This window comes from Streptomyces sp. NPDC048191, from assembly GCF_040652655.1.
Classification (GTDB): Bacteria; Actinomycetota; Actinomycetes; order Streptomycetales; family Streptomycetaceae; genus Streptomyces.
In genome coordinates this window covers 26,446-48,924 of the sequence record NZ_JBEZMO010000023.1, presented here as the reverse complement: position 1 = coordinate 48,924, position 22,479 = coordinate 26,446, and the positions used below count along the sequence as shown (strand labels likewise).

21 protein-coding genes are annotated in these 22,479 nt (G+C 72.6%); 16 read left to right on the top strand and 5 right to left on the bottom strand.

Going from position 1 to position 22,479, the window contains the following annotated elements:
• Positions 1-6: 6 nt before the first annotated feature.
• Together AB0D93_RS30075 and AB0D93_RS30070 are read right to left on the bottom strand one after the other, a co-directional pair.
• On the bottom strand, positions 7-894 hold the full coding sequence (locus tag AB0D93_RS30075; RefSeq protein WP_362125877.1) for a glutathione S-transferase C-terminal domain-containing protein: 888 nt from the start codon (positions 892-894) through the stop codon (positions 7-9).
• 76 nt (positions 895-970) lie between these two features.
• Positions 971-1,093: a putative leader peptide gene (locus tag AB0D93_RS30070; protein WP_362125874.1), complete on the bottom strand. Its 123-nt coding sequence runs from the start codon at positions 1,091-1,093 to the stop codon at positions 971-973.
• A 164-nt stretch (positions 1,094-1,257) separates the two neighbouring features.
• Between AB0D93_RS30070 and AB0D93_RS30065 the strand changes: the two genes are divergently transcribed.
• From AB0D93_RS30065 to AB0D93_RS30035, 7 genes are all read left to right on the top strand, one after another.
• Positions 1,258-2,427: an FAD-binding oxidoreductase gene (locus AB0D93_RS30065; protein ID WP_362125871.1), complete on the top strand. Its 1,170-nt coding sequence runs from the start codon at positions 1,258-1,260 to the stop codon at positions 2,425-2,427.
• Positions 2,424-2,726 (top strand): (2Fe-2S)-binding protein, encoded by a 303-nt coding sequence (locus tag AB0D93_RS30060; protein WP_362125868.1) that lies wholly within the window; start codon positions 2,424-2,426, stop codon positions 2,724-2,726. The genes AB0D93_RS30065 and AB0D93_RS30060 overlap by 4 nt, the downstream gene beginning before the upstream one ends.
• Positions 2,719-4,110 carry an FAD-dependent oxidoreductase gene (locus AB0D93_RS30055; protein ID WP_362125865.1) on the top strand — a complete coding sequence of 464 codons (1,392 nt, stop codon included), beginning with the start codon at positions 2,719-2,721 and terminating at the stop codon, positions 4,108-4,110. The genes AB0D93_RS30060 and AB0D93_RS30055 overlap by 8 nt, the downstream gene beginning before the upstream one ends.
• 76 nt (positions 4,111-4,186) lie before the next feature.
• Positions 4,187-5,083 (top strand): dihydrodipicolinate synthase family protein, encoded by an 897-nt coding sequence (locus AB0D93_RS30050; protein WP_362125862.1) that lies wholly within the window; start codon positions 4,187-4,189, stop codon positions 5,081-5,083.
• A gap of 16 nt (positions 5,084-5,099) precedes the next feature.
• Positions 5,100-6,101: a proline racemase family protein gene (locus AB0D93_RS30045; RefSeq protein WP_362125859.1), complete on the top strand. Its 1,002-nt coding sequence runs from the start codon at positions 5,100-5,102 to the stop codon at positions 6,099-6,101.
• Between the two features lie 25 nt (positions 6,102-6,126).
• On the top strand, positions 6,127-6,831 hold the full coding sequence (locus tag AB0D93_RS30040; RefSeq protein ID WP_362125856.1) for a GntR family transcriptional regulator: 705 nt from the start codon (positions 6,127-6,129) through the stop codon (positions 6,829-6,831).
• A 221-nt stretch (positions 6,832-7,052) separates the two neighbouring features.
• Positions 7,053-8,486, top strand: a complete 1,434-nt coding sequence (locus tag AB0D93_RS30035; protein WP_362125853.1) for an amino acid permease — start codon at positions 7,053-7,055, stop codon at positions 8,484-8,486.
• Positions 8,487-8,499: 13 nt separating this feature from the next.
• Here AB0D93_RS30035 and AB0D93_RS30030 read toward each other — a convergent pair whose 3' ends face one another.
• Together AB0D93_RS30030 and AB0D93_RS30025 are read right to left on the bottom strand one after the other, a co-directional pair.
• Positions 8,500-8,703 carry an acyl-CoA carboxylase subunit epsilon gene (locus AB0D93_RS30030; protein WP_362125850.1) on the bottom strand — a complete coding sequence of 68 codons (204 nt, stop codon included), beginning with the start codon at positions 8,701-8,703 and terminating at the stop codon, positions 8,500-8,502.
• 37 nt (positions 8,704-8,740) lie between these two features.
• Positions 8,741-10,288, bottom strand: a complete 1,548-nt coding sequence (locus AB0D93_RS30025) for an acyl-CoA carboxylase subunit beta (RefSeq protein WP_362125847.1) — start codon at positions 10,286-10,288, stop codon at positions 8,741-8,743.
• A 260-nt stretch (positions 10,289-10,548) separates the two neighbouring features.
• On the opposite strand from AB0D93_RS30025, the gene AB0D93_RS30020 reads away from it, so the two are divergent.
• The 9 genes from AB0D93_RS30020 (at position 10,549) to AB0D93_RS29980 (ending at position 21,768) form a co-directional block, all read left to right on the top strand.
• Positions 10,549-11,604 (top strand): methyltransferase, encoded by a 1,056-nt coding sequence (locus tag AB0D93_RS30020; protein ID WP_362125844.1) that lies wholly within the window; start codon positions 10,549-10,551, stop codon positions 11,602-11,604.
• A 14-nt stretch (positions 11,605-11,618) separates the two neighbouring features.
• Positions 11,619-12,884, top strand: a complete 1,266-nt coding sequence (locus AB0D93_RS30015; protein WP_362125841.1) for a cytochrome P450 — start codon at positions 11,619-11,621, stop codon at positions 12,882-12,884.
• On the top strand, positions 12,881-13,285 hold the full coding sequence (locus AB0D93_RS30010; protein WP_362125838.1) for an SCP2 sterol-binding domain-containing protein: 405 nt from the start codon (positions 12,881-12,883) through the stop codon (positions 13,283-13,285). The genes AB0D93_RS30015 and AB0D93_RS30010 overlap by 4 nt, the downstream gene beginning before the upstream one ends.
• Positions 13,286-13,320: 35 nt before the next feature.
• Positions 13,321-14,556, top strand: coding sequence for an NAD(P)/FAD-dependent oxidoreductase (locus tag AB0D93_RS30005; protein WP_362125835.1), 1,236 nt, complete (start codon positions 13,321-13,323; stop codon positions 14,554-14,556).
• A 49-nt stretch (positions 14,557-14,605) separates the two neighbouring features.
• Positions 14,606-15,853, top strand: coding sequence for a cytochrome P450 (locus AB0D93_RS30000; protein WP_362125832.1), 1,248 nt, complete (start codon positions 14,606-14,608; stop codon positions 15,851-15,853).
• A gap of 69 nt (positions 15,854-15,922) precedes the next feature.
• Positions 15,923-17,488, top strand: coding sequence for an AMP-binding protein (locus AB0D93_RS29995; protein WP_362125829.1), 1,566 nt, complete (start codon positions 15,923-15,925; stop codon positions 17,486-17,488).
• A 9-nt stretch (positions 17,489-17,497) separates the two neighbouring features.
• Complete coding sequence (gene hemA / locus AB0D93_RS29990; RefSeq protein WP_362125826.1) at positions 17,498-18,724, top strand: 5-aminolevulinate synthase; 1,227 nt, start codon at positions 17,498-17,500, stop codon at positions 18,722-18,724.
• On the top strand, positions 18,721-20,253 hold the full coding sequence (locus AB0D93_RS29985) for a long-chain fatty acid--CoA ligase (protein ID WP_362125823.1): 1,533 nt from the start codon (positions 18,721-18,723) through the stop codon (positions 20,251-20,253). The genes hemA and AB0D93_RS29985 overlap by 4 nt, the downstream gene beginning before the upstream one ends.
• An 84-nt stretch (positions 20,254-20,337) precedes the next feature.
• Positions 20,338-21,768 (top strand): FAD-binding oxidoreductase, encoded by a 1,431-nt coding sequence (locus tag AB0D93_RS29980; RefSeq protein ID WP_362125820.1) that lies wholly within the window; start codon positions 20,338-20,340, stop codon positions 21,766-21,768.
• Positions 21,769-21,797: 29 nt separating this feature from the next.
• On the opposite strand, the gene AB0D93_RS29975 is transcribed toward AB0D93_RS29980, so the two are convergent.
• Complete coding sequence (locus AB0D93_RS29975; RefSeq protein ID WP_362125817.1) at positions 21,798-22,376, bottom strand: helix-turn-helix domain-containing protein; 579 nt, start codon at positions 22,374-22,376, stop codon at positions 21,798-21,800.
• Between the last annotated feature and the right edge of the window lie 103 nt (positions 22,377-22,479).

Sequence of the window (22,479 nt, the reverse complement as noted above, 5' to 3'; positions counted from 1 at the left end):
CCGCTCTCACCTGCGAGGAGCATCCTCGGATGCCGTGGCGATGCCGGTCCAGTCCAGGATCTGGACGGCGGCTCCGGCGGCCTCCAGCCCACGGCAGCGGCCGTGGTGGCGGCGAGAGATGCCGTCGAGGTCGAGGTGCGGGCCGAACGCGGGATGGGCGGCCAGGCGGCGGGCGTAGGCCCACAGCGCGCGGTGGCCGGCGATGCGATGCACGGCGGAGGCGTCGAGGTGACAGCGGTGCACGGTGTCCAACTGGACCAGGGTCACCCACAGTTCGACGTCGGCCGCGGTGAGCCGGTCGTCGGCCAGGTACTCCTCTCCGGCGAGCCGGTTCTCCAGCCGGCCCAGCGTGTCGAGGAGCACGTCGAGGGCGGCGGCCCGGTCGGACGGGTCGGTACCGGCCCTTCCGGCGCGCTGCGCGGCCTCCTCGATGCCCTCGTCGCACATCCGCTCGACGGCCTCGATCACGGACTCCAGGCCGCACGGGTACAGGGCGGCGTGGCCCTCGTGCGGGAAGCGGTCGAGGTCGCGCAGGATGTCGCGGGCCTGGGTGCTGACGACGCGTCCGGACCAGTCGTCGCTGAGCACGGGCGCGAGGGCGGGGCCGGTGTAGTGGTGGGCGCTCGCCTCGTACAGCGGGCGCAGCGCGGAGTGGCCGCCGCCGGGACAGTCCGGGACGGCGGGCAGGAGGGTGACCGGACAGCCGTCGTCCAGGCCGAGCAGGCTGTGCCCGACGGCGAGGCGCAGTCCGTCGGGGCAGGCGGTCGACAGGTGGAGCCGGTAGCGGTGCGGCACGGCGTAGTGGCCGCTGCGCGCGTCCCGGCCGATCCGGTCGCGGAAGACGGGGGTGCGGCGGTGGACGGACGGGACGGCGGCGAACGGAGCGATGGACATGCGTCTCCCCGGGTGGTGGGCGTGCGGACGTACGCGCCGGCGGGCGGCACCGGCCGGTGGGCGCGGTGGCCCCGGCTCAGCGGTGGAGGCTGATCGCGCTGCAGACGCGCAGCAGGTCGATGTGCCGACGGGAGGTGAGCAGGGGTGCGCGCAACGGCGTACGGCCCGCGTGGCCGGTGACCGTGTCGAGGCGCGTCATCGTTCCCTACCTGTTCACTAGGATTCCCACCCCGGAGTGTCGATCCGGCGGCCGGCGGCGTCAAGGGGGCGTCCACGCCCGCGATGCGCACAGCGGGGGCCGGTCTCGAGGTGTGAGCCGTACGAGGTCTCCTCAGAGTCAGCACCATGTGACATAGTACTGCCGTGGCAAAGCGACTGACCTGCGATGTCGTGGTGGTCGGAGCCGGCGTGGTCGGCGCCGCCTGCGCGCTGTACGCCGCGCGGGCCGGCCTGGACGTGCGGGTGGTGGACCGGGGCCCGGTGGCCGGCGGCACCACGGGCGCCGGAGAGGGCAACCTGCTGGTCTCCGACAAGGAACCGGGCCCCGAACTCGATCTCGCCCTGCTGTCGGCCCGGTTGTGGGCGCGGCTGGGCGACGAGCTGGGCACGGCCGTCGAGTACGAGCCCAAGGGCGGCCTGGTGGTCGCCGCCACGCCCGAGACGCTCAGCGCCCTGCACGCGTTCGCCCGGGTCCAGCGGGCTGCTGGGGTCGTGGCCGAGCCGGTCACCGCCGACCGACTCCCCTGCCTCGAACCGCACTTGGCGACCGGCCTGGCGGGCGGGGTGCACTATCCGCAGGACGCCCAGGTCATGCCCGCCCTCGCCGCCGCCCACCTGCTCCGCGCCTGTGGCGCGCGCCTGCACACGGGGTGGACCGTGACCGGGGTGCTGCGCACGGCCGGCGGCGCGTTGGCCGGCGTCCGCACCGACCGGGGCGAGCTGCACGCACCGGCGGTGGTGAACGCCGCCGGCACCTGGGGCGGCGAGCTCGCGGCGCTCGCCGGAGTCCGGCTGCCGGTGCGCCCGCGGCGCGGCTTCGTCCTGGTCACCGAGCCGCTGCCGCGGATGGTCCGGCACAAGGTGTACGCCGCCGACTATGTCGCCGACGTCGCGAGCGACTCGGCCTCCTTGCGCACCTCACCGGTGGTGGAGGGCACGGCCGCCGGTCCGGTGCTGATCGGTGCGAGCCGGGAACGGGTCGGCTTCGACCGCTCCTTGTCCCTCGCGGCCGTACGGGCGCTCGCGGCCGGGGCGGTCGGGCTGTTCCCCTTCCTGGAGCGGGTGCGCGCGCTGCGGACGTACGCGGGCTTCCGGCCGTATCTGCCCGACCACCTCCCGGCGATCGGCCCGGACCCCCGCGCGCCGGGGCTGTTCCACGCCTGCGGGCACGAGGGCGCGGGCGTCGGACTGGCCGCCGGCACCGGGCAGTTGATCGCGCAGGCGCTCACCGGGAAGACACCGGGGCTGGATCTGGCACCGTTCCGTCCGCAGCGGTTCGAGGGATACGACACCGACGGAGGCGAGACCCCGTGAATCCCCTGGAGTCGGCCCGGGCCCGTCCGGGCGAGGCCTTCACCGTCACCTTCGACGGCCGGCCCCTGCCCGCGCTGCCCGGGCAGACGGTCGCGGCGGCCCTGTGGGCGGCCGGTGTGACGGCCTGGCGCAGTACCCGGGGGGCGGGCCGGCCGCGCGGGGTGTTCTGCGGGATCGGCGTGTGCTTCGACTGTCTGGTGACCGTCAACGACCGGGTGAACCAACGGGCTTGTCTGGTCCCGGTCCGTCCGGGCGATGTCATCCGCACACAGGAGGGGACGGGACGGGAGCATGACTGAGCGAGCGCACCTCGCCGTCGTCGGAGCGGGACCGGCGGGCCTCGCCGGGGCGCTGGCGGCGGCCGCCCGGGGTGTCCGGGTCACCCTCGTCGACGCGGCCGAGCAGGCGGGCGGCCAGTTCTACCGGCAGCCCGCCCGGGCCCTCGGCGCCCGCCGCCCCGAGGTCCTGCACCACCAGTGGCACACCTGGGAGCGACTGCGGGACGGCCTCGACCGGCACCGCACGGCCGGCCGCGTCACTCACCTGACGGATCACCATGTCTGGTGCGTGCAGCGGGAGTCGGGCTCGTTCGCCGTGCACGCCCTGCGCGGTCCGACGCAGGAGGAGGGAGTCACCGTCCGCGCCGACGCCCTGCTGCTCGCCACCGGCGGTTACGAACGCGTGCTGCCCTTTCCCGGATGGACGCTGCCCGGTGTGGTCACGGCGGGCGGCGCGCAGGCCATGCTCAAGGGCGGCCTGGTGCTGCCCGGCCGTACGGTCGTGGTCGCCGGCACCGGACCACTGCTGCTGCCGGTGGCCACGGGGCTCGCCGCGGCCGGGGCGCGGGTGGCCGCGCTGGTGGAGTCCGCCGACCCCGCGGCCGTACTGCGCCGCGCCCCGGCCCTCGCGGCGGCGGAGCCCGGCAAGCTCACCGAAGGCGCCTGGTACGCGGGGCAGTTGCTGCGGCACCGGGTACGGGCGCTGGCCCGGCACACCGTGCTGGAGGCGCACGGCACCGACCGGCTGGAGGCGGTCACCGTCGCGGCGCTGGGGCGGGACGGGCGGATCAGGCCCGGCAGCGCGCGCCGCATCCCCTGTGACACCCTCGCCGTCGGACACGGCATGCTGCCGCACACCGACCTCGCCGAGACCCTCGGCTGCACACTGACCGGCACGGACGTACGGGTCGACGACGAGCAGCGCACCGACGTCCCCGGGGTGTGGGCCGCCGGGGAGAGCACCGGGATCGGCGGGGCGGCCCTCGCGCTCGCCGAGGGACACATCGCCGGCCGCTCGATCGCCGCCCGCCTGCGCGGCACCGCCCCCGACCCGCACACCTGGGCGGCGGCCGCCCGGACGAGGACCCGGCAACGGGCGTTCTTCGCGGCCCTGGAGACGGTGTACGCGCCACCCCCGGGCTGGGCGGACCGGATCACGGACGACACGGTGGTGTGCCGGTGCGAGGAGGTCACCGCCGGCCCGGTGCGTACGGCCGCGGGCACGCTCGGCGCGGGTGATCTGCGCACCGCGAAGCTGCTCACCCGGGCCGGGATGGGCTGGTGCCAGGGCCGGATGTGCGCGCCGGCGGTCGCCGGTCTGACCGGATGCCCGTTCACGCCGGGCCGTCGTCCCTTCGCCCGGCCGGTGCCGCTCGGCGTCCTGGCCGGGCTGCCGGAGGACTGAACCGGACGGACGGAGACCTGGTTCCAGGTCACCGCCGCAGTAATATGTCACACCTCATCGATAGGGGATCCCCGCAATGACCCAGTCACCGCACCGCCCCTGGCACGGCGTCCTCGTCGCCACCGCCCTCCCGCTGCGCGCCGACCTCTCGATCGACTACGACCGCTACGCCGAGCACTGCGCCTGGCTGGTCGGACACGGCTGCGACGGCGTCGTACCGAACGGCTCGCTCGGCGAGTACCAGGTGCTCACCCCCGAGGAGCGGGCCCGGGTGGTGGAGACGGCCGTGGCGGCGGTCGGCGGCGAGCGCGTCATGCCGGGCGTCGCCGCGTACGGCTCGGCCGAGGCGCGGCGCTGGGCCGAGCAGGCGGGCGAGGCCGGCTGCGCTTCGGTGATGCTGCTGCCGCCCAACGCCTACCGCGCCGACGAGCGCTCGGTCCTCGCCCACTACGCCGAGGTCGCCCGGGCGGGCCTGCCGGTGGTGGCGTACAACAACCCGATCGACACCAAGGTCGACCTGGTGCCCGAACTCCTCGCCCGGCTGCACGGCGAGGGTCACATCCGTGGCGTCAAGGAGTTCTCCGGCGATGTGCGCCGGGCGTACCGCATCGCCGAACTCGCCCCGGAACTGGACCTGTTGATCGGCGCCGACGACGTACTGCTGGAGCTCGCGGTGGCGGGCGCCAAGGGCTGGGTGGCGGGCTACCCGAACGCGCTCCCCGGGGCCTCTGTGCAGCTGTACCGCGCCGCGCTGGCGGGCGACCTCACCGCCGCGCTCCCCCTGTACCGGCAGCTGCACCCGCTGCTGCGCTGGGACTCCCGGGTGGAGTTCGTGCAGGCGATCAAGCTGTCCATGGACGTCGTCGGCCGGTACGGCGGCCCGGTGCGCCCGCCGCGCGTCCCCCTGCCGCCCGAGCAGGAGGCGGCGGTCAGGGCGGCCACCGAGAAGGCCGTAGCCGCGGGTCTGGCATAGGCACGGGGAGGCGGACATGCGCAGCACACTCGTCCTGCACGCCGTGGACTCGCACACCGAGGGCATGCCGACCCGGGTGATCACCGGCGGGATCGGCATCGTACCGGGTGCGACGATGAACGAGCGGCGGCTGTACTTCCGGGAACACCGCGACCACATCAAGCGGTTGCTGATGAACGAGCCGCGCGGCCACTCCGCGATGAGCGGCGCGATCCTGCAGCCGCCGAGCCGCCCCGACTGCGACTGGGGCGTCATCTACATCGAGGTCTCCGGCTATCTGCCGATGTGCGGGCACGGCACCGTCGGGGTGGCGACCGTGCTGGTGGAGACCGGCATGGTGGACGTCGTGGAGCCGGTGACCACCATCCGGCTCGACACCCCCGCGGGGCCCGTGGTCGCCGAGGTGGCCGTGGAGAACGGCGCCGCCCGGAACGTGACCCTGAGGAACGTGCCGTCGTTCGCCGTCGCCCTGGACCGGAAGATCACCCTGCCCGACGGCCGTACGGTCACCTACGACCTCGCCTACGGCGGCAACTTCTACGCGATCCTCCCGCTCGACGCCTTCGGTCTGCCCTTCGACCGGGCCCGCAAGGACGACATCCTGGCGGCCGGCCTGTCCCTGATGGAGGCGGTCAACTCCGAGGCGGAGCCGGTGCACCCCGAGGACCCCTCCATCCGCGGCTGCCATCACGTCCACCTCCTCGCGCCCGGCGCCACCGCACGGCACTCGCGGCACGCGATGGTCATCCACCCCGGCTGGTTCGACCGCTCCCCGTGCGGCACGGGCACCAGCGCGCGCATGGCGCAGCTGCACGCGCGCGGTGAACTGCCCCTGCACACCGAGTTCGTGAACGAGTCCTTCATCGGGACCCGGTTCACCGGACGGCTGCTCGGCATGACGGAGGTCGGGGGCCGGCCGGCCGTGCTGCCCAGCTTCACCGGCCGCGCCTGGATCACCGGCACCGCGCAGTACCTCCTGGACCCCACCGACCCCTTCCCGGAAGGCTTCGTCCTGTAGGGCGTCCTCTACACTCATCCCGGTGATGCGTGACATGGCACAGAATCCGCGCGGTACGGAGATGCCCGCGCTCCCCCGGCTCGGCGGCCGGCGCAGCAGCTACCGCGAGCGGGTCGCCGACGCGCTGCGCGCCGCGCTGATCGCGGGCGAGCTGCGGCCGGGCGAGGTCTACTCCGCGCCCTCGCTCGCCGCCCGCTTCGGTGTCTCGGCGACGCCGGTGCGGGAGGCGATGCTGGACCTGGCCAAGGAGGGCCTGGTCGACACCGTGCCGAACAAGGGCTTCCGGGTCACCGTCGTCTCCGACGCCCAGCTGGACGAGTACACGCACATCCGCGCCCTCGTCGAGATCCCGACCGTGGCCGCACTGGCCCGCACCGCCGACCGTGTCTCACTGGAGGCGCTGCGACCGGCGGCCCGGGAGATCGTCACCGCGGCGGCGGCGGGCGACCTGATCGCCTACGTCGAGGCGGACACCCGCTTCCACCTCGGCCTGCTGGCCCTGGCGGGCAACGCCCACCTGGTCGAGGTCGTCGCCGACCTGCGCGGCCGCTCCCGCCTCTACGGACTGACGGCCCTTGTGCAGGCCGGCCGGCTGCTCGCCTCGGCCGAGGAGCACCTGGAACTCCTCGACGCTCTGCTGGAACGGGACGAGAAGGCCGTCCACGCGATCATGACCCGGCATCTGGGACATGTGCGCAGCCTGTGGGCGCAGGGCACGGAACCGGCCTGACGGCCGACGCCCGACGTCCGACCTCCGACCTCCGACCTCCGACCTCCGACGGACGGGACCGAATATCCGGCGGCGAGAGCACCACAACGGCTCACTTTTTTCACGAACGACCGGCCCCGACGCCACAAGAAACGGCGATTTTGCGGCGGGCGGGGACGTACCGGACCATGGGCGAGTCCCGGCGATCCTGGGACATCAGTTCGATGAGAGGCGCACCACCCATGCACGTCACCGGAACCGCCCCGCAGCCGGCTCCGGCCCCCTCCGCGGACCCCACGGTTCCCGCCGGAGACCTTCCCGGCTCCTCCCCCGCCGCCGTCACGGACGCCCACGGCGCCGCCGGCAAGCACGCCCGCCGTTTCGGCCTGCCGGTCGCGACCGCGCTGGTCATGGGCAACATCATCGGCGGGGGCATCTTCCTGCTCCCGGCCTCCATCGCCCCGTACGGCACGGTCAGCCTGGTCGCCTTCGGCGTCCTGACCGTCGGCGCCATCGCCCTGGCCCTGGTCTTCGGCCGGCTCGCCGCGCGCGACCCCCGCACAGGTGGTCCGTACGTGTACGCCCGCGAGGCCTTCGGCGACTTCGCCGGCTTCCTCGCCGCCTGGGCGTACTGGATCACCACCTGGGTGTCGAACGCCGCACTCGCCGTCGCCGCCGTCGGCTATCTGGACGTGCTGGTCCCGGTCGGCGGCCACAAGTGGAGCGCGTGTCTGGCCGCCCTGCTCCTGCAGTGGCTGCCGGCCCTCGCCAACTTCGCCGGCACCCGGTACGTGGGCGCCGTCCAACTGGTCTCCACGGTGTTGAAGTTCGTGCCGCTGCTGCTCGTCGCGGTCGGCGGCCTGTTCTTCTTCGACCCGTCCCGGCTCGGGCCGTTCAACGCCGGCGGTCACGGCGCGATCGGTGCCGTCTCCGCCTCCGCCGCCCTGCTGCTCTTCTCCTACCTCGGGGTGGAGTCCGCCGCCGTGAGCGCCGGCGAGGTCAAGGACGCCCGCCGCAACGTGGGGCGCGCCACCGTCATCGGCACCGCGGGCGCCGCACTGGTCTACCTGCTGGGCACGCTTTCCGTCTTCGGCACGGTCGCGCACAGCCGGCTGGTCGCCTCCACGGCCCCCTTCTCCGACGCGGTGAACGCGATGTTCGGCGGCAGCTGGGGCGGTACGGCGGTGGCGCTGGCGGCGCTGGTGTCCATGACCGGATGCCTCAACGGCTGGACCCTGCTGAGCGCCCAGACCCCGTACGCGGCGGCCAAGGACGGCCTGTTCCCGGCCGCCTTCGCACGCCGCCGCCGGGGTGTGCCGACGGTCGGCGTCGGTGTCACGGTCGTGCTGTCCTCCCTGCTGACCGCGTACAACTACCTGTCGGGCTCGGCGAAGGTCTTCGACGTCCTGGTCCTGGTCACCACGTTCACCGCGACCGTGCCGTACCTGCTCGCGGCGGCGGCGCAGCTCTTCCATCTGATCTCCGGCCGGGGCGAGCGGGTGGACCGGGCCCGGCTGGTGCGGGACTCGGTGATCACCGCGGTCGCGGCCGCCTTCTCCGTCTGGCTGATGGCCGGCGCCGGCTACGCGGCGGTGTACCAGGGCGCGCTCTTCCTGTTCGCCGGGATCCTGGTCCACGCGGTGATGGCGGCCCTTCGGCAGCGCCGCGCGGCATAGCCGGCCGGGGCCGTCAGCGCTGCCAGCTCACGGGCGAGTGGTACGGGGCGTTGCGCTCGGGGCGGTTCCAGTACGGGACGACCCGGACGGCCGCCGGGTCCTGTCCGGCCGCGCCGGCACGCGAGAGCAGGACGGCGACGAGGGCGGCGAGTTCGTCCTCGGCGAGCCGGCCGCGCTCGACGCGCACCAGGGTCTGTTCCGCGACGACGGTGGTCATGGGGTCCTCCTTCCGCCCCGGGGACGGGGCTGCCGGATCACTGGGGCGGGTTGCCGTGCTTGCGGGCGGGCAGGGCGGCGTGCTTGGTCCGCAGCATGCGCAGGGAGCGGATCAGCACGCGGCGGGTGTCGGCGGGGTCGATGACGTCGTCGACCAGTCCGCGCTCGGCCGCGTAGTAGGGGTGCATCAGCTCGGTCTTGTACTCCTTGACCATCTTCTGACGCATGGCCTCGGGGTCCTCCGCCTCCGCGATCCGGCGCCGGAAGATCACACCCGCGGCCCCCTCGGCGCCCATCACCGCGATCTCGTTGGCCGGCCACGCGTACGACAGGTCGGTGCCGACCGAGCGGGAGTCCATGACGATGTAGGCACCGCCGTACGCCTTGCGCAGGATCACCTGGACGCGCGGCACGGTGGCGTTGCAGTACGCGTACAGCAGCTTGGCGCCGTGCCGGATGATCCCGCCGTGCTCCTGGTCCACGCCCGGCAGGAACCCGGGTACGTCCAGCAGGGTGACCAGGGGGATGTTGAAGGCGTCGCACATCTGCACGAAGCGGGCCGCCTTCTCCGAGGCGCTGATGTCCAGCACCCCGGCCAGCGACCGCGGCTGGCTGGCGACGAGCCCGACGACCTGGCCGTCCAGCCGGGCCAGCGCCACGATCACATTGGTCGCCCAGCGCTCGTGGACCTCCAGGTACTCGCCCTCGTCCACGATCGCCTCCAGCACGGCCCGCATGTCGTAGGCGCGGTTGCCGTCCTCCGGGACCAGGTCGAGCAGCTCCGCGCAGCGCCGGTCGGCGGGGTCCCCGGTGGAGTGGGCGGGCGGGGTCTCCCGGTTGTTCTGCGGCAGGAGGGACAGCAGATAGCGGACCTCTTCCAGACAGGTGCGCTCGTCGTCGTAGGCGAAGTGGCACACCCCCGACACCTCGGCGTGCACGTCCGCGCCGCCCAGGCCGTCGTGGGAGACCTGTTCCCCGGTCACGGCCCGGACGACGTCGGGGCCGGTGATGAACATCTGCGAGGTGCCCCGGACCATGAACACGAAGTCCGTCAGCGCCGGTGAGTAGGCGGCGCCGCCCGCGCAGGGCCCCAGCATCACGGAGATCTGCGGGATCACCCCGGAGGCCTTGGTGTTGCGGGTGAAGATGCCGCCGTAGCCGGCCAGGGCGGTCACGCCCTCCTGGATGCGGGCGCCTGCGCCATCGTTGAGGGAGACCAGCGGGGCACCGGCCGCGATGGCCATGTCCATGATCTTGTGGATCTTTTCGGCGTGCGCCTCCCCCAGCGCCCCGCCGAAGATGCGGAAGTCGTGCGCGTAGACGAAGACGGTACGCCCGTGCACGGTCCCCCAGCCGGTCACCACCCCGTCGGTGTGCGGCCTTCGCCGTTCCAGCCCGAAACCGCTCGCCCGGTGCCGTCGCAGCGGCTCCACCTCGTGGAACGAGTCCTCGTCCAGCAGCAGCGCGATCCGCTCACGCGCCGTCAGCTTCCCCTTGGCGTGCTGGGTCCGCGTCGCCTTCTCGCTCGGGCCGGCCTGGACCCGGCCGCGGAGCTGACGGAGTTCTTCGACACGCTCGGTCAGCATCTGGCTCCTCGTCGGTCGGGGCGGGGCGCTGCGGCCGGTGGCGGCTGCCGCCCGCCGCCCCGCCGTGCGCATGGCTCACCCGTCCGTCTCTATCCCGGGCACCTTGAGGGCGGCTCGAATGCCGCTCCGGTCCGGGGCGCGGCACATCGTGTTCCGTCCCGCACAGCCAGATTTGAGGACCCCTCTAGGGCAGGCCGCAAACATCTGAGCCGGGAACGGAAAGCTGCGCCATCGGAAATCGCGGCCTCAAAGGGATGCAGATGAGCATTGTCAAAAGCAGTCCGTCCGGTAATGGCGAGGACAAGCGCACCGCGGCGATCACCAGCCTGCGTGAAATCTCGCTCGCCGCGGCCGCTCCGGCGGCGCTGCGGGCGGCCGTCCTTGTCGGCGTCGCCGACGAGATCGGCGAACAGCCCGTCGCAGTCGAGCAGTTGGCGACGAGCCTGAAGGTGGACGCCGGGGTCCTCGGGCGGCTCCTCCTCGCGCTGGAGCAGTACGGCGTCTTCGCCCGCGCGGAGGACGGATACGCGCACACGCCCACCTCCCGGCTGCTGCGCGAGGACGACCCGCAGAGCCTGAAGTACTGGGTGCTCTGGGTCACCGAGCCGTGGGCCTGGGAATTGTGGCCGCACCTCGAACAGGCCGTACGGAACACCGGCAAGGACCTCTTCGAAGAGAAATACGGCGCCGAATTCTTCGCGTACCTCCACAAGGAGTGGCCGGCGTCGACCGAGATCTTCAACAAATCCCAGACCGAGCTGAGCCGGCTCACCTCCGCGGCCCTCGCGGAAGCGCTGGATCTCAGCGGTTTCCGCACCCTCGCGGACGTCGGCGGCGGCCGCGGCTACACCCTGTCGACCCTGCTGGAGAAGAACCCGCACCTGCGGGGAACCCTGGTCGACCTGCCGGCAGCCGTCGCCCACCCGGACCCCCGGCTCCGCCCCGACGGCTCGCTGGCGGCCCGCGCCCGCGTGCTGGAGGGCGACTGCCTCAAGAAGATCCCGGTGGAGGCGGACGTCTACCTCTTCAAGAGCATCCTCGAATGGGACGACGACCGGACCGTCACCGCGCTGCGCAACGCCGTCGCGGCGGGCCGTCCCGACAGCCGGATCCTGATCGCGACGAACCTGGTCGACGACAGCCCGGAGATCCGCTACGCGACCGGCATCGACCTGCTGTTCCTGCTGAACACCAACGGCAGGCGGCACACCAGGAGCGGCATCACCGGCCTGGTCGAGCGGGCCGGTCTGCGGGTCGACGGCGTCAGCGAGGTCAAGCCTCTGCTGCACGTGGTCGAGGCTTCCGTCCCCCGGTGACCGAGGAGGCCGACGTGAGTACCCGGACGACGGCGCCGCCCGACGGCGGCGCCGAGCACGCCGCCAACACGGCGCTGGCGGAGATCCTCTTCTCGCCCGAGGGCAGGACGGACCCGTACGCGCGCTACCACCGCCTGCGCGAAGCCGTGCCCGTGCACCGCAGCCCCCTCGGGATCTGGGTGCTCAGCCGCTACGACGACGTCTTCGAGGCGTTGCGCGACAAGCGGGTCGGCAAGGACGTGTACACCTTCCTGTCCGGCCGGTTCAACGGCGAGTGGGAGCAGCACGCGGCGCTGCGCAAGCTGGCCACCAGCATGCTGTGGGCCGATCCGCCCGAGCACACCAGGCTGCGCCGGATCATCAACCAGGCCTTCACCGCCAGGCGGGTGATGGCGCATCAGGCGTTCATCGTGCGGAAGGTCGACGAACTCATCGAGCCCTTCGCCGAGGCCGGCGGCGGCGACATCTGCAACGACTTCTGCTATCTGCTTCCGATCAGCGTCGTCGCCGGGCTCGTCGGCGTCCCGCAGGAGGAGGCGCCGCTGCTGCGGGAGCCGATCCGGAACTTCCAGCGGACCTTCGAACTGGGCATGACGGCCCTGGAACTGCGGGTGGCCGACGAGGGGGCGGCGTTCCTCGACGACTACTTCGGCGCGCTCGTGCGGCACAAGCGGCGCCGGCCGGGCGACGACCTGCTCTCAGCGCTGATCGTCGCCGAGGACGAGGATCCGCTGGACGACCTGGAACTCGCCGGGATCTGCCACATGCTCATCGCGGCCGGTTCCGAGACCGCCACGCACTTCCTGAACAACGGCATCCGGCTGTTCATCGACCATCCCGACCAGGCGGACCTGGTGCGCGCCGACCCCGGCCTGCTGAGGGGCGCGATCGAAGAGGTGCTGCGGTTCGATCCGCCCGTCCACATGCTCCCGAGGACGGTCGGCGAACCCCTGGAGATCGGCGGCGTGGAGATCCCGGAGGGCTCGCGGATGATGATGCTGATCGCCGCGGCCAACCGCGACCCGGCGCGCTTCACGAACCCGGACGTGTTCGACGTGACCCGCGACGAGGGCATGTCGATCTCCTTCGGCGCCGGCATCCACGGCTGTCCTGGCTGGCGGCTCGCACGCCTGCAGGCGGAGACGGTCTTCAGCACGCTGCTCCAGCGGTTCCCGCACCTGGAGATCACCGAACCGCCGCGCCCGCAGCCGCGGGTGACCCTGCCCGGGCTCGAAGCCCTGCACATCCGGACGGGATCCACCCCCGGGGAGGCACGGTGACCACCGACACCGGGCTCCGCTTCCTGTCCGAGCCGTACCTGGCGGAACTGGAGCAGCTGAAGCCGGGAGACCAGCAGGCCCTCCCGCATGTGAACGTCCGGCTGCAGTTCCACGCGACCGGCACCCCCGAGGGCGCCGTGGACTACTACGTCCTGATCGGCCACGGGGTCGTCATGGGGGCCGGCCGTGGCCGGCTCGCGGACAGCGACCTCGCCATCACGGCCGCCTACCAGGACCTGGCCGACTTCCAGGCCGGGGACCTGCACGCCGCCACGGCCTTCGTGACCGGGCAGTTCGCGGTCACCGGGGACAAGGCGAAGCTGCTGGAGCTGATGGTGGTGCTGCAGTCGGGGCGCTACCACGAGTTCACCGCCGACCTGTGGTCCCGGACCACACGATGACGCACGAGCCACCGAAGCCAACAGGAGGACGACCAATGCGGAGTCAGTACGACGTCATCGTCGTGGGCGGAGGCCCCAGCGGCGCCGCGGCCTCGGGCCTGCTGTCCATGTGGGGGCGCCGGGTGCTCCTGCTGGAGAAGGAGAAGTTCCCGCGCTACCACATCGGGGAGTCGCTCATTCCCGGTGTCATGCCGGTCATCAGGGAACTCGGCGCGGCCAAGGCCCTGGAGGAGCTGGGCGCGCAGCGCAAGAACGGTGTGACGCTGATCTGGGGACCGAGCCCCGAACCCTGGACCATCCGCTTCGACGAGATAGCGACCAGCGCCCCGGTCGACGAGTCGGCCCCGCGCCCCTACGCCTACGAGGTCAAGCGGGCGGAGTTCGACAACATGCTGCTGACCCACTCCCGGCGGCTCGGCACCACGGTCATCGAGGAGGCGTACGTCCGCGAGGCGATCTTCGACGGCGACCGGTGCACCGGCGTGCGGTACAGCCCGGCCCACTCCGACGAGGTCGTCGAGGCGCACGCCCCGCTGGTCGTCGACGCCTCCGGCCAGGCCAAGTTCATGGGCAGGCGCTTCGACACCGTCGACTGGCACCAGGACCTGAAGAACCTGGCCGTCTGGACGTACTACCAGGGCGGCAGCCGTCTGGCCGGGGAGGACGCCGGCAACATCGTGGTCGAGGCCTGCCCGCCGGGCTGGCTGTGGATGATCCCGTTCAGCGACCACACCTGCAGCGTCGGATACGTCGCGCCCAGCGAGAAGTTCGCCACCTCGGACCTGTCGCCCGCGGACATGCTCTACCGGCAGATCGGCGAGACCGAGCAGATCCGGCGACTGCTCTCGGGGGCCGTCGAGGTGGCCCAGGTGCGCACGGCCAAGGACTGGTCGTACACCTGCGAGCGGATGAGCGGGCCGGGCTTCCTGCAGGTCGGCGACGCCGCCGCGTTCATCGACCCGCTCTTCTCCACCGGCGTGATGCTGGCCCTCAAGGGCGGCTCGCTGGCGGCGCACGCCGTGCACCGGATCCTCGACAAGCCGGAGTCCGAGCCCGAGCTGCTGCAGAGCTACGAGAAGGAGTACCACGCGGTCCTCGACGTGGTGGTCGACTTCGTGCGGTTCTTCTACGACCAGAACAAAGAGGTCGAGGAGTACTTCGAGAAGGCGCGCGACCTGATCGACCCCGAGGAGCAGCGCAAGGCCCGGGAGGACTTCATCGTCCTCGTCTCCGGCCTGGCCAAGGCGGTCGAGGGCTGGCGGCTGCAGTAGGCGCGGGCCGACTGCCCCGCCGTACACGAGAGGTTGGCTGAGGTCGACGATGAACCAGACTGTGCCGGTCAGTGACATCGATCCCTTCTCGCTCGACGTCCTGACCGATCCGTATCCGGCGTACGAGCGGCTGCGCGAGGCCGGCCCGGTGGTGTGGCTGGAACGCCACGGCGTGTGGGCGTCGGCGCGCTTCAGCACGGTGCGCGCCGCCGTGCTCGACCACGAGACCTTCGGTTCCGCGGCGGGGGTCGGGCTCGCGGACCTGCGCCGGCAGCCCGCCCCTTCGCAGGCGGACGCCGGGATGGCCGGCGCCGGCAAGGGGACGGGCTGGCGCACCCCCAGCCTGCTGCTGGAACAGGACCAGCCCGAGCACACCCGTGCCCGGCGCGTGGTCGGCTCGGTGCTCTCCCCCGGCGCGATCCGGGCGAAGACCGAGTCGTGGACCGCGCAGGCCGAGTCCATGGTGGCGCGGCTAGTCGACGCCGGCGAGTTCGACGGGATCGGCCGGCTGGCGCAGGAGCTGCCGCTGCGGCTGTTCGCCGACGCGGTCGGGCTGCCCCGGCAGGGGCGCGCGGAGCACCTGCTGCCCTTCGCGGACTTCGCGTTCAACGCGTTCGGACCGCCCAACGAGCTGTTCCACAAGTCCGTACCGGGCGGCGAGGCGACCCTGCCGTGGGTGGTGCGGCACTGTTACCCCGACCGGCTGAGCCCGGACGGCTGGGGTGCGCAGATCCACCGGCTCGCCGCGCGCGAGGGGTACGGCCTCGACGAAGGGGCCGTCCTCGTACGGTCGTTGCTGGCCGCCGGCATCGACACCACGGTGCGGGGCCTGGGTTCGGTGCTGTGGCTGCTCGCCACGCACCCGCAGCAGTACGCCGCGCTGCGCACCCGGCCCGACCTGATCCGGCCCGCGTTCGACGAGGCCGTACGCCTGGAGTCGCCGACCCGGATGTTCTTCCGGGTCGTCGCGAAGGACACGGTGCTGGACGGGGTGGAACTGCCCGCCGGGGAGAAGATCCTGCTGCTGTTCGGTGCCGCCAACCGGGATCCGCGCCGCTGGGACCGCCCCGACGAGTTCGACATCACCCGGAAGTCGGGCGGACACCTCGGGTTCGGGGCCGGCATCCACGCCTGCGTCGGGCGGATCGTCGCCTACCTGGAGGCTGACGTCATGCTCCGGGCCCTGACCCGGCTGGCCGCGTCCATCGAGACGAGCGGTCCGCCGCGCTGGCACCTGAACAACACGATCCGGGGTCTGGCGGAACTCCCGCTCACGCTCAGCTCCGGTGCGGCATGAGGCCCCGTCCGCATCGCGTCCGACCCTCCCAGCCGAAAGTCCGACCTTCCCAGCCGAAAGAAGGAGAAGATGGCCGTTTCTGACCCCTGGTGGTCGGAGCACGACGGTTACGCCGCCAGGATCATGTCGGTCCTGGCCGCGGACCCCGACCGTACCGCCGTGCACTGGCGCGGACGGGCGATCGGCGCCGGCGAACTGGCCGGCTCGGTCACCGCCACGGCACACGCCCTGCGGGACGCGAAGGCCGGCCCGGGGAGCGTGCTGGGCGTCCTGGTGGCGCCGAACAGCCCCGACATGCTCTCGGCGCGGTACGCGGCCCACCTGATCGGCGCCGCCGTCTGCTACCTGCGCTCCACCAACGCCGGTTCGACCGTCCCGGTGCTGTCCACGGACGAGCAGCTGCGGATCCTGCTCGACACCGGCGCCGCCGCCCTGCTCACCGACCCCGAGAACGAGGACCGGGCGAGGATCCTCGCCGAGCGGGCCCGCGGCCGCGTCACGGTGATCCGGACCGCGGACCTGCCCGCACCGGGCGACCCCGGGCCCGCCGCCGCGTGGTCCCCGGAGGCGGCCGCCGTCATCGGCCTGACCAGTGGCAGCACCGGCCGGCCCAAGGGGATCCTGCTGTCCGCCCGCGCCTGGACGAGCCGGGTCGGGGCGGCGTCGGCCTCCGCCACGCCGGACGAAGAGGTCAGGATCCTGGTCACGACCCCGCTGAGCCACACCGTCGGCCCGATGGCCGACGCGGTCCTCGCCTCCGGCGGCCGCGTGGTCCTGCACGAGCAGATGCGTCCGGAGGAAACGCTGCGGGCCGTCGCGGAACACCGCATCACCCGCATGTACCTGGCCACCCCGCAGGTGTACGAGCTGGTCGACCGGTACCGCGTCACCAAGGCCGACCTGTCCTCGCTGCGTCAGCTGATCTACGGCGGCTCTCCCGCCTCGCCCACCCGGATCGCCGAGGCGGCCGAGGCGTTCGGGCCGGTGCTGGTCCAGGGGTACGGGGCCAGCGAGAGCGGCCGGATCACCTTCCTCGGCCCGCGCGACCATCTGGACCCCGAACTGGCGGCCACCGTGGGCCGGCCGTTCCCAGGGGTGCGGATCAAGGTCTGCGTCCCGGGCACCGACGAGGAGGTGGCCGTGGGCGAGACCGGCGAGGTGTGCGTGAACTCGCCGCATCTGATGGACGGTTACTGGCAGGACCCAGCGCGCACGGCCCAGGCGCTGCGCGGTGGCTGGTACCGCACAGGAGACCTCGGCCACCTGGACGAGCAGGGGCGGCTGCACCTGCTCGACCGGATCGCCGACGTCATCAAGACCGAGGGCATCAAGGTCCACCCGGCCGTCGTCGAGCGGGAGATCCTCCGGATGCCCCAAGTGGCCCAGGCGGCGGTCTACGGCATCCGGGACGGCTACCGGATCGAGCACGTCCACGCGGCGGTCGTGCTCCGCGAGGGCGCGCGTGTCACGCCCGCCGAAGTCCGCGACCAGGTCAGGACGGCCCTGTCCGCACTGCACGCACCCGAAGAAGTCCTGCTGCTCGACACGATGCCGCTGAGTGCGTCCGGCAAGCCGGACAAGGCACGGCTGCGCCGGGAGACCGGCGCGCCGGCCGGCACCGCGTCTGGAAGGTGACCCACGAACATGAACGCACACCTCGAGCACTTCACCCGTGAGATGGCCGGATTCGCCGACCGCAAGAGGGAGTTCCTGGAGATAGGCAGGCGCGCCGGGCTGTTCCCGAGCGCCATCGCCCGGCGGGGCGGCGGCGCCGGCGAGCAGGAGATCAGCGTCTGGTGCAGCAACGACTACCTCGGCATGGGGCAGCACCCCGTCGTCCTGGAGGCGGTCAAGGACGCGGTGGACGCCTTCGGCGCCGGCTCGGGCGGCTCCCGCAACATCGGCGGCACGAACCACTACCACGTACTGCTGGAGAAGGAACTCGCGGCGCTGCACGGCAAGGAGGCCGCGGTCGTCTTCCCGTCCGGCTACACCGCCAACGACGGTGCGCTGTCGGTGCTGGCCGGCCGGGCGCCGGGGACGCTCGTCCTGTCCGACGAGCTCAACCACGCCTCGATCATCGACGGCCTGCGGCACAGCCGCGCGGAGAAGAAGATCTTCCGGCACAACGACACCGCGCACCTGGCGGAGCTGCTCGCCGCCGCGGATCCGGACCGGCCGAAGCTGATCGTCCTGGAGTCGGTGTACTCGATGTCCGGTGACGTGGCCCCGCTCGCCGAGGTGGCCGCTCTCGCCGCCCGGTACCGGGCCACCACCTATGTCGACGAGGTCCACGCGGTCGGCATGTACGGTCCGCAGGGCGCGGGCATCGCGGCGCGGGAGGGCCTGGACGGGGAGTTCACCGTCGTCATGGGCACGCTGGCGAAGGGGTTCGGCACCGCGGGCGGCTACGTCGCCGGCCCGGCCGTCTTGATCGACGCGGTGCGCGGTTTCTCCCGCTCGTTCATCTTCACCACCTCGCTGCCGCCGTCGACCGCGGCCGGTGCGCTGGCCGCCGTCCAGCATCTGCGCTCCTCGGAGTACGAGCGGGCCCGGCTCGCCGAGAACGCGCAGCTGTTGCACCGGCTGCTCACCGAGCGCGGGATCCCGTTCATCTCGGCGGACTCGCACATCGTGTCCGTCTTCGTCGGCGACGACCGGCGGTGCCGCAGGGCCTCCGCGCTGCTGATGGAGCGGCACGGGATCTACGTCCAGCCGATCAACGCGCCGAGCGTGCGGGAGGGCGAGGAGATCCTGCGGGTCGCGCCGTCGGCCACCCACACGACGCAGGACATCGAGAAGTTCGCCGGCGCCCTGGACGGCATCTGGCAGGAACTCGGGCTGCCCACGGCCGTCCCCGGCAAGCCGTGATCTCCCTGGCGGCCGTGCTCGCCGAGTCGGCGGCACGGCGTCCGGGCCACCCCGCGCTCGTCTGCGGGGAGGACGTGCTGACGTACGACCAACTCTGGCTCCGGGCACGGCGGTTCGCGGCCGTCCTGGCCGAGGACGGGGTCGGGTGCGGTGACACGGTGGCCCTGCTGCTACCCAACTCACCGCACTTCCCCATGGCGTACTACGGCGCGCTGGCACTGGGCGCCACCGTGGTGCCGGTGCACACGCTGCTGAAGGCCGACGAGATCGAGTACGTGCTGCGGGACTGCGGGGCCGGACTCCTGGTCTGCGACGACACGCTGCCGGGCGAGGGTGCCGAGGCGGCCGCACGGGCGGGTGTCCCGCTGCTGGCGGCGCGGCGTCTCGCCGCCCGCGCCCGGCGGGCGGTCCCGGTCGCGGACTGGGTGCCGCGCGCGCCCGACGACATCGCCGTGGTGCTCTACACCTCGGGCACCACGGGGCGGCCGAAGGGTGCGCTGCTGACCCATCTGGGGCTGGTCCTGAACATCACGGTCAGCATGGTCTCCCCGTTCGCCTTCGACGCGGACGACGTGCTGCTCGGGGCCCTGCCGTTGTCGCACACGTTCGGTCAGATCTGCGGCATGGGCGTGTGCTTCCGGGCCGGCGCGACCCTGGTGCTGATGCCCGCGTTCGACGCGGCGCGGGCCGTCGGGCTGATGACGGAGCACCGCTGCACCGTCTTCATGGGCGTACCCACGATGTACCTCGCCCTGCTGGAGAACGGCGGCCCGCCCGGCTCCGCCCTGCGGCGGGCCTACTCGGGCGGTTCCGCGCTCCCGGTCAAGGTCCTCGAGGACTTCGAGCGGGAGTTCGGCTGCCCGATCTACGAAGGGTACGGGATGACCGAGACCTCACCGGTGATCGCGTACAACCAGCCGGGGCTGCCCCGCCGGCCGGGGACGGTGGGTTTCCCGGTGTGGGGCGTGCGGGCGGAGATCGCGCGGGCGGACCTGGAGGAACGCGTCGAGCTCCTGCCGGCGGGCGAGGTCGGCGAGGTCGTCGTCCGCGGACACAATGTGATGGCGGGTTACCTCGGGCGCCCGGAGGCGACCGCGGCGGCCGTGGTGGACGGCTGGTTCCGCTCCGGCGACCTCGGCGTCAAGGACAAGGACGGCTGTCTCACCATCGTCGACCGCAAGAAGGACATGGTGCTGCGCGGCGGATACAACGTCTATCCGCGCGAGGTCGAGGAAGTGCTGCTGCGTCACCCGGCGGTGGCCCAGGCCGCGGTGATCGGCGTGCCCGACCCCCGGTACGGGGAGGAGGTGTGCGCGGTGGTCCGTACGGTCCCGGGGACGGCGGCCGGGCCGGCGCTCGGCGCGGAGATCTCCGCGTGGGCCAGGGAACGGCTGGCCGCGTACAAGTACCCGCGCCGGGTCGAGTTCGTCGAGGCGTTCCCCGTCGGCGCGAGCGGAAAGGTCCTCAAGCGGGAACTGGCCGCGCGCTTCGGCCCGGACGCGGTGCGCGGCGGTGCCGGAATCGACTGATCCTTGAGCCGCCTCTGCCACAGTTGCGGCCGTTCCCGAGCGGGAACCGTGTGACGTGGGGAGGGACGTGCAGTGAGCGAACAGGTGAGCAGACGAACGGCTCTGAAGGCCGTCGGGATGGGCGTGGCGGCGCTCGCGGTGGGTGCCGGTCCGGGCGCGGGCGTCGCCACCGCGGCTCGCGGCCCCTTCACCGCCGACGACCTGCGCACCGCGCTCGGCGGGAAGGTGCTGTTCCCGGGCGATCCGGACTACGACGCCGAACGCGCCGGATTCAACACGCTGTTCCAGCAGAGCCCGAAGGCCATCGTGCTCGCACAGGCCCCGCAGGACGTGGCGACGGCGGTGCGCATCGGCGGCGGCCTCGGCTGGCCGATCGCGGTGCAGGCGACCGGACACGGCATCTGTGTCCCCGCCGACGGTGCCCTGCTGATCAACATGCGCGAGATGAACGGGGTCGGCATCGACACGGCCGCGCGGACCGCGCGGATATCCGGCGGCGCGAAGTGGAGCGACGTACTCGCCGTCGCGGCCCCGGCGGGTCTGCTCCCGCCGGTCGGTTCCACCTCGGACGTCGGGGCCACCGGCTACGCGACGGGCGGCGGGGTGCCGGTCATCGGCCGCACCTACGGGTTCGCCTCCGACCGGGTGCGCAGGATCGAACTGGTCACCCCGGACGGGCGGCTGCGGTGCCTGACCCCGCAGCGGGAGGCCGACCTGTTCTGGGCGGTGCGCGGCGGAGGCAGCAACTTCGGTGCCGTCACCTCCTTCGACATCGACCTGCTGCCGGCCGCGACGGTGTACGGCGGCGGCCTGGTGTTCCCCGCGGCGGCGTCCGCGCAGGCGTACCGGGCGTACGTCGAGTGGACGAGGACCGCCTCGGACCGGATCACCTCCGTGGCCTCGTTCATCCGCACGCCCACCAGCCAGGTGCTGCGGATCGAGGTCGTCCATGTCGGCTCGTCGGCCGACGGCGCCGCGGAGATCGCCCCGCTGCGGGCCCTGAACCCGGTCTCGGACTCGGTCACCGACGTCCCGATCGCCCGGATGGACAGCATCTTCAACGTGCCGACCAAGCCCGTCGCGAACCTCGTGGAGAGCGGTCTCATCGGCACGCTGGACGCCGCCGGCGTCGAGGTGGTGCTGGGCGCGGTGGGCTTCGGCGCCACCCTGCCGTCGGGCGTGGCGGAGATCCGGCACATGGGCGGCGCGTTCGCGCGGCCTCCGGCGGCACCGAGCGCCATCGGGAACCGGGACGCGCAGTACCTGGTGTTCCTGAGCAACACGGTGCCCCAGCCGGACGCGGCCGGCTCGATCGAGCAGGCGCAGCGGACGATCCTGGACAACCTCGCCCCGGTGCTCACCGGCCGCACGGTTCCGACCTTCCTCGGCACCGTGGACACCTCCGTGGAAGCGGTGCGCAGCGCGTACACCGACAGCGACTGGAAGCGGCTGCTGAGCCTCAAGCACGCCTACGACCCGGCGAACCGGTTCCGCATCAACCACAACATCCGCTGACCCACCGCCCGCCGGACCCGGCGGGCCTGTTACGCCCTGGCGTCGCCCCTGACCCCGTCGAGCGCCAGCTCGAGGTGGCGGCGCCAGCCGGCGCTGCCCACGGGGCGGAAGTACATGGTGGCCATCACGCCGCGGGTGAGCAGCGGGAAGTCGGCGTAGGTGAGGTCGCTGCGGACGGCCCCGGCGGCGACGGCGCGGTCGATGATGCGGGTGACGATCTCGCCGAACTCGGCCTTCTGCCGCTCCAGGCCCTCCCACTGGATGTCGCCCGCGCCCATGAGCGCCAGCTGGAAGCTGGCGTCGCCGTCCGCGGCCTCCAGGTAGCTGCGCAGGACCGTCTCGAAGGCCTCACCGGGGTCGGTGACCTGCTCGGCGGCACGCGCCAGGTCGGCCATCCCCTCGTAGCGCTCGCGGACCATGGCGGTCAGCAGCGCCTGCTTGCTCGGGAAGTGGCGGTAGAGGGTGCCCATGCCCAGACCGCAGTGGGCGGCGATCTCCTCCATCTGGGCCTCGCGGCCGCGACTGGCGAAGAGCTCCCGCGCGGAGGCCATGATGCGCGCGCGGTTGCGACGGGCGTCCGCGCGCAGCGGTCGTTCGGTTTCAGACATCGCTCGGCAATCGCGTCGGGGTCGATTGACAACCGGAACCTTAATTCACTATCGTCGAGCCCACAAGACGGAAGTGGAGTTCCGCTTCCTGTTGTTGCCGGCC

Bases quoted from the DNA above. Each gene is read 5' to 3' on its own strand.
- AB0D93_RS30040 (WP_362125856.1), top strand. From the start codon at position 6,127: ATGCGTGACATGGCACAGAATCCGCGCGGTACGGAGATGCCCGCGCTC.
- AB0D93_RS30025 (WP_362125847.1), bottom strand. From the start codon at position 10,288: ATGCTGACCGAGCGTGTCGAAGAACTCCGTCAGCTCCGCGGCCGGGTC.
- AB0D93_RS30055 (WP_362125865.1), top strand. From the start codon at position 2,719: ATGACTGAGCGAGCGCACCTCGCCGTCGTCGGAGCGGGACCGGCGGGC.
- hemA (WP_362125826.1), top strand. From the start codon at position 17,498: ATGAACGCACACCTCGAGCACTTCACCCGTGAGATGGCCGGATTCGCC.
- AB0D93_RS30030 (WP_362125850.1), bottom strand. From the start codon at position 8,703: ATGACCACCGTCGTCGCGGAACAGACCCTGGTGCGCGTCGAGCGCGGC.
- AB0D93_RS30070 (WP_362125874.1), bottom strand. From the start codon at position 1,093: ATGACGCGCCTCGACACGGTCACCGGCCACGCGGGCCGTACGCCGTTG.
- AB0D93_RS30005 (WP_362125835.1), top strand. From the start codon at position 13,321: ATGCGGAGTCAGTACGACGTCATCGTCGTGGGCGGAGGCCCCAGCGGC.
- AB0D93_RS30020 (WP_362125844.1), top strand. From the start codon at position 10,549: ATGAGCATTGTCAAAAGCAGTCCGTCCGGTAATGGCGAGGACAAGCGC.
- AB0D93_RS30050 (WP_362125862.1), top strand. From the start codon at position 4,187: ATGACCCAGTCACCGCACCGCCCCTGGCACGGCGTCCTCGTCGCCACC.
- AB0D93_RS30075 (WP_362125877.1), bottom strand. From the start codon at position 894: ATGTCCATCGCTCCGTTCGCCGCCGTCCCGTCCGTCCACCGCCGCACC.
- AB0D93_RS30045 (WP_362125859.1), top strand. From the start codon at position 5,100: ATGCGCAGCACACTCGTCCTGCACGCCGTGGACTCGCACACCGAGGGC.
- AB0D93_RS30035 (WP_362125853.1), top strand. From the start codon at position 7,053: ATGCACGTCACCGGAACCGCCCCGCAGCCGGCTCCGGCCCCCTCCGCG.
- AB0D93_RS29975 (WP_362125817.1), bottom strand. From the start codon at position 22,376: ATGTCTGAAACCGAACGACCGCTGCGCGCGGACGCCCGTCGCAACCGC.
- AB0D93_RS29995 (WP_362125829.1), top strand. From the start codon at position 15,923: ATGGCCGTTTCTGACCCCTGGTGGTCGGAGCACGACGGTTACGCCGCC.
- AB0D93_RS30000 (WP_362125832.1), top strand. From the start codon at position 14,606: ATGAACCAGACTGTGCCGGTCAGTGACATCGATCCCTTCTCGCTCGAC.